The sequence below is a fragment of the Pinirhizobacter sp. genome, assembly GCF_035317885.1.
GTDB lineage: Bacteria > Pseudomonadota > Gammaproteobacteria > Xanthomonadales > Rhodanobacteraceae > Pinirhizobacter.
On sequence record NZ_DATHFX010000052.1, the window covers coordinates 1 to 7087 of the forward strand.

Annotated in this window: 10 protein-coding genes; 1 reads left to right on the forward strand and 9 read right to left on the reverse strand. The window is 66.2% G+C overall.

The genetic code is table 11. The features are described from left to right. The 8 genes from VK519_RS01540 to lptM form a co-directional block, all read right to left on the reverse strand. Nucleotides 1-612, reverse strand: a 612-nt coding sequence (locus VK519_RS01540) for a hypothetical protein (protein ID WP_324346992.1), incomplete at its 3' end; no start/stop codon positions are given. A gap of 38 nt (nt 613-650) precedes the next feature. Continuing rightward, a complete protein-coding gene (gene hslU, locus VK519_RS01545) occupies nt 651-1985 on the reverse strand; it encodes an ATP-dependent protease ATPase subunit HslU (RefSeq protein WP_324346994.1) in 1335 nt (444 codons plus the stop codon). Continuing rightward, a complete protein-coding gene (gene hslV, locus VK519_RS01550) occupies nt 1985-2521 on the reverse strand; it encodes an ATP-dependent protease subunit HslV (protein ID WP_324346996.1) in 537 nt (178 codons plus the stop codon). The genes hslU and hslV overlap by 1 nt, the downstream gene beginning before the upstream one ends. 127 nt (nt 2522-2648) lie before the next feature. Beyond that, nucleotides 2649-3038, reverse strand: a complete 390-nt coding sequence (locus tag VK519_RS01555; RefSeq protein WP_324346998.1) for a TSUP family transporter — start codon at nt 3036-3038, stop codon at nt 2649-2651. A gap of 70 nt (nt 3039-3108) precedes the next feature. Beyond that, entirely contained in the window at nt 3109-4002 is an 894-nt protein-coding gene (locus VK519_RS01560; RefSeq protein WP_324347000.1) for a tyrosine recombinase XerC, read from the reverse strand. Nucleotides 4003-4010: 8 nt separating this feature from the next. Continuing rightward, nucleotides 4011-4697 carry a DUF484 family protein gene (locus VK519_RS01565; protein ID WP_324347001.1) on the reverse strand — a complete coding sequence of 229 codons (687 nt, stop codon included), beginning with the start codon at nt 4695-4697 and terminating at the stop codon, nt 4011-4013. Nucleotides 4698-4741: 44 nt separating this feature from the next. Beyond that, nucleotides 4742-5572 (reverse strand): diaminopimelate epimerase, encoded by an 831-nt coding sequence (gene dapF / locus VK519_RS01570; RefSeq protein ID WP_324347003.1) that lies wholly within the window; start codon nt 5570-5572, stop codon nt 4742-4744. Beyond that, nucleotides 5572-5793: an LPS translocon maturation chaperone LptM gene (lptM, locus tag VK519_RS01575; RefSeq protein ID WP_324347005.1), complete on the reverse strand. Its 222-nt coding sequence runs from the start codon at nt 5791-5793 to the stop codon at nt 5572-5574. Before lptM ends, dapF begins: the two co-directional genes overlap by 1 nt. A gap of 81 nt (nt 5794-5874) precedes the next feature. Here lptM and VK519_RS01580 point away from each other — a divergent pair, with 81 nt between their 5' ends. Continuing rightward, a complete protein-coding gene (locus tag VK519_RS01580; RefSeq protein WP_324347007.1) occupies nt 5875-6561 on the forward strand; it encodes a hypothetical protein in 687 nt (228 codons plus the stop codon). Nucleotides 6562-6568: 7 nt separating this feature from the next. Here the strand turns inward: VK519_RS01580 and VK519_RS01585 are convergent. Next, the coding region (locus VK519_RS01585) for a GNAT family N-acetyltransferase (protein WP_414692672.1) at nt 6569-7087 on the reverse strand (519 nt) is incomplete at its 5' end.

Sequence of the window (7087 nt, forward strand, 5' to 3'; positions counted from 1 at the left end):
AGCGTGGCCGACGCCGCCGGAGTCACCCTGTTCCAGCGGCGGAGGATCCCCCGCTACCGCAAGCAGTGAAGTGGCGTAGGCATCCTCGATGCTGATGGTGGAGATTTCATCCCAGGCGAAGAACGATGCTTCGCCCAGCCATTCGGCGTCCGGGGTGATCTCCTGCATGTTGAAGCCGTCTTCCTCGTAGCTCACCACGCGGCCGATGTAGCAGACCTCGGTGTCTTCCTCGCTATCCACGTGCACGCCGATGACAGGGGCGTTGGCACTGGCCGCGCGGACCACCTGGCCGATGTCGTCCAGCGGGAAGACCGCCGGCGGCGTGGGGCTGATGCCCTTGAGCGCCAGGGCCTTCTCGAGGAAGCTGTGATGTTTGTCGGGGACTTCCAGTTCGGTGACATCCCTGTGGCGCATGACGTACATACCGTCATAGCTGATGCCGTCGCCGACGACCCACAGCAAGAAAAATTCACGGCCGACACCGCCCACATAGCCACAGAAGCTGCCGTGTTCGAGTTCGCCGCGCCACAACCGAACGAGCTGGCGGTTGTCCTGCGCCTCGCGCAGGCTGGCCCGCTGGCCATTGGTCTTCAACTGAATGATCTTTCCCATACGACCGTATTTTAACCCACCGAAGCCTTCACAATTGTTTACAGGATGTAACGGCTCAAATCCTCGTCCTTGACGAGACTTGCGAGCGTTTTATCGACATATTCGGCGTCGATCGCGTACTTTTCGCCACTTTTATCCGCTGCCTCGAATGAGATCCGCTCCAGCAGACGCTCCATCACCGTGTGCAGGCGGCGGGCACCGATGTTCTCGGTGCGCTCGTTCACCTGGAAGGCCACCTCGGCCAGCCGGTCGATGCCCGAGTCGGCGAATTCAAGGGTCACGCCCTCCGTGCTGAGCAAGGCAACGTATTGTTTTGTAAGCGCATTGTGCGGCTCGCGGAGGATTCGCTTGAAGTCGTCGACACTCAGCGCCGAAAGCTCCACGCGGATCGGCAGGCGGCCCTGCAGCTCGGGGATCAAGTCCGACGGCTTGGCCAGCGAAAACGCACCTGACGCGATGAACAGTATGTGGTCGGTCTTGATGGCGCCGAACTTGGTCGAGACGGTGGATCCTTCGACCAGGGGCAGCAGGTCGCGCTGCACGCCTTCGCGGCTTACCCCCGCGCCACCCCATTCGGAACGCTGGGCCACCTTGTCGATCTCGTCGATGAAGACGATGCCATTCTGCTCGGCCAGGTCCATCGCACGGGCGCGAAGTTCCTCGTCGTTGAGCAGCTTGCCGGCTTCTTCCTCTATCAGCAGGGGACGGGCGGCGCGGATGGCGAGCTTGCGTGTCTGCGAGCGTGCGCCGCCGAGGTTCTGGAACATCTTGCCCAGCTGCTGGCTCATTTCCTCCATGCCGGGCGGGGTGACGATCTCCACGCCAACGTTGGCGGTGAAATCCAGTTCGATCTCGCGATCATCGAGCGTGCCCTCGCGCAGCTGCTTGCGCAGCTTCTGGCGGGTGTCGTTGTCCACCGCGGGCGTGGCCGGGGCATTCCAGTCACTGGCCGCCTGGCGTCGCGGCAGCAGCGCGTCCAGGATGCGGTCCTCGGCGGCGTCCTCTGCCTTGCTGCGCACCCGGCCCTTGGCCTGGTCGCGCACCAGCTTGTAGGAAACGTCCACCAGGTCGCGGATGATCGATTCGACGTCCTTGCCGACATAGCCGACTTCGGTGAACTTGGTAGCCTCCACCTTCACGAAGGGTGCGTTGGCAAGCGTCGCCAGGCGCCGCGCGATCTCCGTCTTGCCCACGCCGGTAGGGCCGATCATCAGGATGTTCTTTGGGGTTACCTCGTCGCGCAGCGACGGATCGAGCTGCATGCGGCGCCAGCGGTTGCGCAGCGCAATGGCCACGGCGCGCTTGGCGTCGTGCTGGCCAATGATGTATCGGTCCAGTTCGTTGACGATTTCGCGGGGGGTCAGTTCGGACATCAGAGTTCTTCGATCGTCGTGTTGTGATTGGTATAGATGCAGATATCGCCGGCGATCTTCAGCGCGTGCTCGACGATGGTGCGCGCATCTAGTTCGGTGTGCGCCAGCAGCGCCAGCGCCGCGGATTGCGCATAAGGGCCGCCCGAACCAATAGCGATCAGGCCGCTCTCCGGCTCAAGCACGTCGCCGTTCCCGGAAATCAGCAGGGATGCCTCTTTGTCGGCCACGGCCAGCATGGCCTCCAGGCGGCCCAGGCGGCGATCGGTGCGCCATTCCTTGGCCATCTCGACCGCGGCGCGGGTGAGGTTGCCGCCGTGCTTGGTGAGCTTCTCCTCGAACAGCTCGAACAGGGTGAAGGCGTCGGCGGTCGCCCCGGCGAAGCCGGCGATGACATCGCCCTTGCTGCCCAGGCGGCGGATCTTGCGGGCATTGGCCTTCATCACCGTATTGCCGAGGGTGACCTGGCCATCGCCGCCGATCACGACCTGGCCGTTGCGGCGCACCGAAACGATGGTGGTGGCGTGGAAGGATTCCATGCGGGAAGACTCCTTAGGGGATGTGAAGGCGTGACTGCCCGATGTGGGGAGGACCGGCGCCCAGCGCAAGGGACCGGCAGGCTCTTGACAAGGCAAGCGGGTTGGAATCTACTCCGGCCGTGAGTGTTTAGATCGATCCAAACTGAATAACACGCTGCACCGGCAACCCCCAAATGCGGTACTCCCCTGTTGCCGCCGCGCCTCTCCGGGCCCGGCGGTATTTTTTTGTCCAGGCTAGCCGCCGGGCGGGATGGCGAGGGTTTCCCTGACCCGGCAGTCCGCGGCCCCCGGCAAAGCCGGGCAGGAACCAGCGGACGACATCCCACCGGATATGCCGGCGAAACAGCGCCAATCGGGAGACCGAACTCAACGTGCTGCCAATCGACAGCGCCGCGGGCACGCTCACCGCGGGCAATACCAGTGCCAGCATGGGCAACAGGATCAGTCCCGCGCCACCGCCGGCGAAGGCGCTGACCAGGAATGCGGCAACGGCCGCAACGAAGACGACGGCAAGCACTGGGTTTCATCCATGAATGTCCGCGTCGAGCTTAGCGGCGGAAATATCTCCCCGCTGTCGGGAAACAGCGCTACGGCGCCCCGCGTTTCCGGGCACGCGGGTGGGCCGCGTCGTACACCTTCGCTAGGTGCTGGAAGTCCAGATGCGTGTAGATCTGCGTCGTGGCGATGTCAGCGTGGCCGAGCAATTCCTGCACCGCGCGAAGATCGCCAGACGATTCGAGCATGTGGCTGGCGAACGTGTGGCGCAACAAATGCGGGTGGATGCGCTTCATCGAACCCTGGCGCAACGCCAGCTGCTTGAAGCGCAGCTGCACCGCGCGCGAGCTGATCGCCGCGCCGGCACGCCCCTTGAACACGGGCAGGTCCGGCCCGGCACCGCCTTCGGCGGCGAGCGCGCGCAGCGCTTCGACGGCAAAACGCCCGACCGGCACGATGCGCAGCTTCCGGCCCTTGCCCAGTACGCGCACTTCGCCGCCGGCGAGGTCAAGGTCCCCCCAATGCAGGCCTGTCAGTTCCGACAGGCGCAGCCCACTGGAATAGAAGAGTTCGAGCATGGCTCGGTCGCGCACGCTCAGTGCATCGTCGCCTTCCACGGCAACCAGGCCCGCGGCTTCGTCCGTATCGAGCACCTGCGGCAGCTTGCGGCGCAGCTTCGGGCCGCGCACGCCGGCCACCGGATCGTGCGCCAGCAGGCCTTCGGCCGCGAGGTAGCGGAACAGGCCGCGCCACGATGAAAGCAGCCGCTGCAAACTGGAGGGCGCCAGGCCCTGCCGATGGAATGTCGCCACCATGCCGCGAACGCGATCGGGCGCGAGCGCATCGAACGTGTCCACGCCATGCGCCTGCATCATCGCCAGCAGCTTGCCCAGGTCCCGACGATAGGCATCGAGCGTGTGTGGCGAAGGCGCCCGTTCGGCGGCCAGGTGCCGCAGGTAGGCGTCGACCTGGGCGCCGGGCGCCATGGGGTGGGTCAGGCGGCCTCGCGCGCCCGGAACAGGCCCGCGCTGGCGGTGGCGGCGATCATCTTCAGGAAGAGGGTGCCCATGCCGGGGGCGAAACGATCAGGGTCCGTGCTGCCGATGGCAAGGATCGCCTCGTCACCCAGTTTCATCAGCGCGGCGGAGCGGACGTCCTCGGCATCGGCACCGAACAGGCGGCGCAGGCGGTTCGGTGCCAGCCGGCCGGCGATCGGCTGTTGCTGGCCGAGGAAATCACCGAACTCGGGAAGCCCCGCGGCGCCGCGCGGCTCGCGAACCAGCCAGGGCTCATCCGGCAGGTGCTGCTGGCCGCCGTAGACCAGCACGCGCACGCGCTCGCTGCGGAAGTCTTCCTGCAGGCGGGAAACGATGCCGCGCAAGGTGCTTTCGACCGTGGTGGAACGCAATACCGCAAGCGTCAGCGCGTGCACGCGCTGCATCAGGGTTTCGTTTTCGCCAGCGATGCCGATCAGGTCGGCCAGGCGCGCCTCGAGCTCGCGGTTCTTCTCGCGGAGGTTTTGCAGCTGATACACCGAGAGCGACGCTGCGGCGCCATGCTCGCGGGGAATTTCCAGCGAGGCGGCGAGGTCGGGGTAGTCGGCCAGGAAACCCGGATGTGCGCGGAGGTACCCGGCGACGTCATCGGCTTTAATTCCAAGGTCGGGCGACGGCTTGCTCATTTTCGTTGGCTCCACGCAAAGCTTGCAGGCAGAGTGTAGCGGCATCAGGCCGCGAACTCGCCCTCGAAGACGAAAGCCGCGGGGCCTGTCATCCACAAGCGGTGGCCGGGACCTGCCCAATCGACCTGCAACTGCCCACCGGGAAGGTCGACCCATGCCGTCGCATCCAGGCGCCCGGCGTTCATCAGCACCGCCGCGGCAGCGCATGCGCCCGTGCCGCAGGCCAGCGTCCAGCCGCTGCCACGCTCATGCACGCGCAGCTGTACGTGCCCGGCGTCGAGGGGGCGCACGAAGCCGATATTGCAGCCTTCGGGAAAAGCCGCGTGGGTGGTAAGCAGCGGGGCCAGGTCGTTCCACCGTGGGTCTTCGATGTCATCCACCTCGACCACCGCGTGGGGATTGCCCATCGACACCACGCGCAGGGTTACCGTCTCGTGGCCAGCGGTGAGGTCGTAGCTTTCGGCCGACTCAGCCATGAAAGGCAGGCTGGCCGGGGAGAATTGCGGCTCGCCCATGTCCACCGACACGCGGCCATCGACCAGTACGCGCACGGTGACGGGCCCCGAGGGGCTGAGCAACCGGGTGTCGCGATCGACGGCAATGGCACCGGCCCGGTGCAACCACGCCGCCACACAGCGCACGCCGTTGCCGCACTGGCCTGCGGTGCTGCCATCGGCATTCCAGATGCCGTAATAAAAAGCGCAGGACGGATCGGGCGAGGGCTCGATGCTCAGCAACTGGTCGAATCCCACGCCGGTATGGCGGTCGGCGATCGCGGCCACCTGGGCGGCCTTAAGGTCGAATCCGCCGTCCCGGGCATCGACTACGACGAAGTCGTTGCCGATACCGTGCATCTTGGTAAAGCGCAGGGGCATCAGCCGTTGCCGAAGCTCAGGCCCGCCGGATTGTGGTCCAGCCCCGCCGTGGACGGCGGCGCGGGAGCGTCCTTGGCCGGGGCAGGCGCTGCCTTGCCGGGCGCCGCGGGCTTGCCGGCCACCACGGGCTTGGCGGGCGGCATGACGAGGTCGGTCTTGTTGCCGCACCCGGAGAGCAGCGATGCCGCAATGAAGGTGGCCGTGGCGAGATAGGCGCGCATGTCGTCGGCGATCCGCAGGATGTAGGGGTGGCCAGTATAACGTTCACGGTGCGCCCCACCGATCCTGCGTAGACTGGGCTAATGAGCCTGGCCACCCTGTTGCAGCTGCCCGCTTTCGTGATGCTGGCTATCGCGGCAGTCTGCCTGGTGCTGGCCGTCGCCATGGCAGCCGGCGGGCGGCGTTATCGCGGCATCGACGGCCGGCGCTACCGTTCAGGTGCATCGGCCGCACTGCGCGCGCTGCTGGCGCTGGTGCTGTTGGCCCTGGCGCTGGTGATCGCGGCAGGCGGCTGGATGCTCCGTGGCTACCGCCTGCTGGACAACGACACCACGGTGCTCGGCCTCGCCGCCCATGCCCAGGGACCGCAGCACTGGACCGTCGATATTTCGTTTCCCGGCGGCAAGAGCCGCACCGTGGAACTGAACGGCGATGCCTTCCGGGTGGAAGCGGTGGTGGTGAAGTGGAAGACCCCGGCCATGCTCGCCGGTGCGCCACCTTTATTCCGCCTGGATCGACTGAGCGGCCGATATGACGATGCCAGCCAGGAGGCCTCCACCACGCCGACGGTTATTCCACTGGCCGAACACGACGGCTGGGATTTCCTGGACCTGTCCCATCGCTATCCGCAGTGGCTTCCGCAAGTGGACACCACGTTCGGCAGTGGCGCCTACCTGCCGCTCGCCGACGGCGGCCACTACACGGTGAGCCTGATGCGCACGGGCGCCCTGGTTGCGCGGACAGACGACATGTCGCCGCCGGTGAAGTAGGCGGCCTTCAGCCGAAGGCTTTCTCGTAGCGATAGGCGTCCGCGCCGTCTTCGTAATAAGACGGCAACTGGGCAATGCGCTGGTAGCCCAGGCGCTCGTACAGGCGGATCGCCACGGAGTTGTCGGTGCGCACTTCCAGGCGCAACCACTTGCACTGCCGTGCCTTGGCGGCAAGTTCGGCCGCCTCGATCAGCGCCGAACCTACGCCCTTGCCCTGGCTCTCAGGCTTCGTCGCGATCGAATACAACCGTGCAGTACGGCCTTGTTTGCGGAAGAACACCACCGCCGTCCCCAGGAACCGCCGATGGTTGGCGCTGGCTACCAGCACCTGGGCGGTTTCCGAATCAAGGTGGCGGCGGTATTGCGCGCGGCTCAGGCGGTCGTGCGCGAAGCTTGCGTCCTCCAGCGCGACCAGGTCGTCCAGGTCGGAAATTTCCGCGCGCCTGACGCGTACCGCGGCGGTGACCGGGGGTGGCCGCAAGGGGCGGGCCGTTTCCATGGCACGCGAGATGGCAGGGGGGGAAGG

What these genes read in the sequence shown, in the direction of transcription:
- hslU (WP_324346994.1), bottom strand. Translation starts at nt 1,985, where the DNA reads ATGTCCGAACTGACCCCCCGCGAAATCGTCAACGAACTGGACCGATAC.
- hslV (WP_324346996.1), bottom strand. Translation starts at nt 2,521, where the DNA reads ATGGAATCCTTCCACGCCACCACCATCGTTTCGGTGCGCCGCAACGGC.
- VK519_RS01560 (WP_324347000.1), bottom strand. Translation starts at nt 4,002, where the DNA reads ATGGCGCCCGGCGCCCAGGTCGACGCCTACCTGCGGCACCTGGCCGCC.
- VK519_RS01565 (WP_324347001.1), bottom strand. Translation starts at nt 4,697, where the DNA reads ATGAGCAAGCCGTCGCCCGACCTTGGAATTAAAGCCGATGACGTCGCC.
- dapF (WP_324347003.1), bottom strand. Translation starts at nt 5,572, where the DNA reads ATGCCCCTGCGCTTTACCAAGATGCACGGTATCGGCAACGACTTCGTC.
- lptM (WP_324347005.1), bottom strand. Translation starts at nt 5,793, where the DNA reads ATGCGCGCCTATCTCGCCACGGCCACCTTCATTGCGGCATCGCTGCTC.
- VK519_RS01580 (WP_324347007.1), top strand. Translation starts at nt 5,875, where the DNA reads ATGAGCCTGGCCACCCTGTTGCAGCTGCCCGCTTTCGTGATGCTGGCT.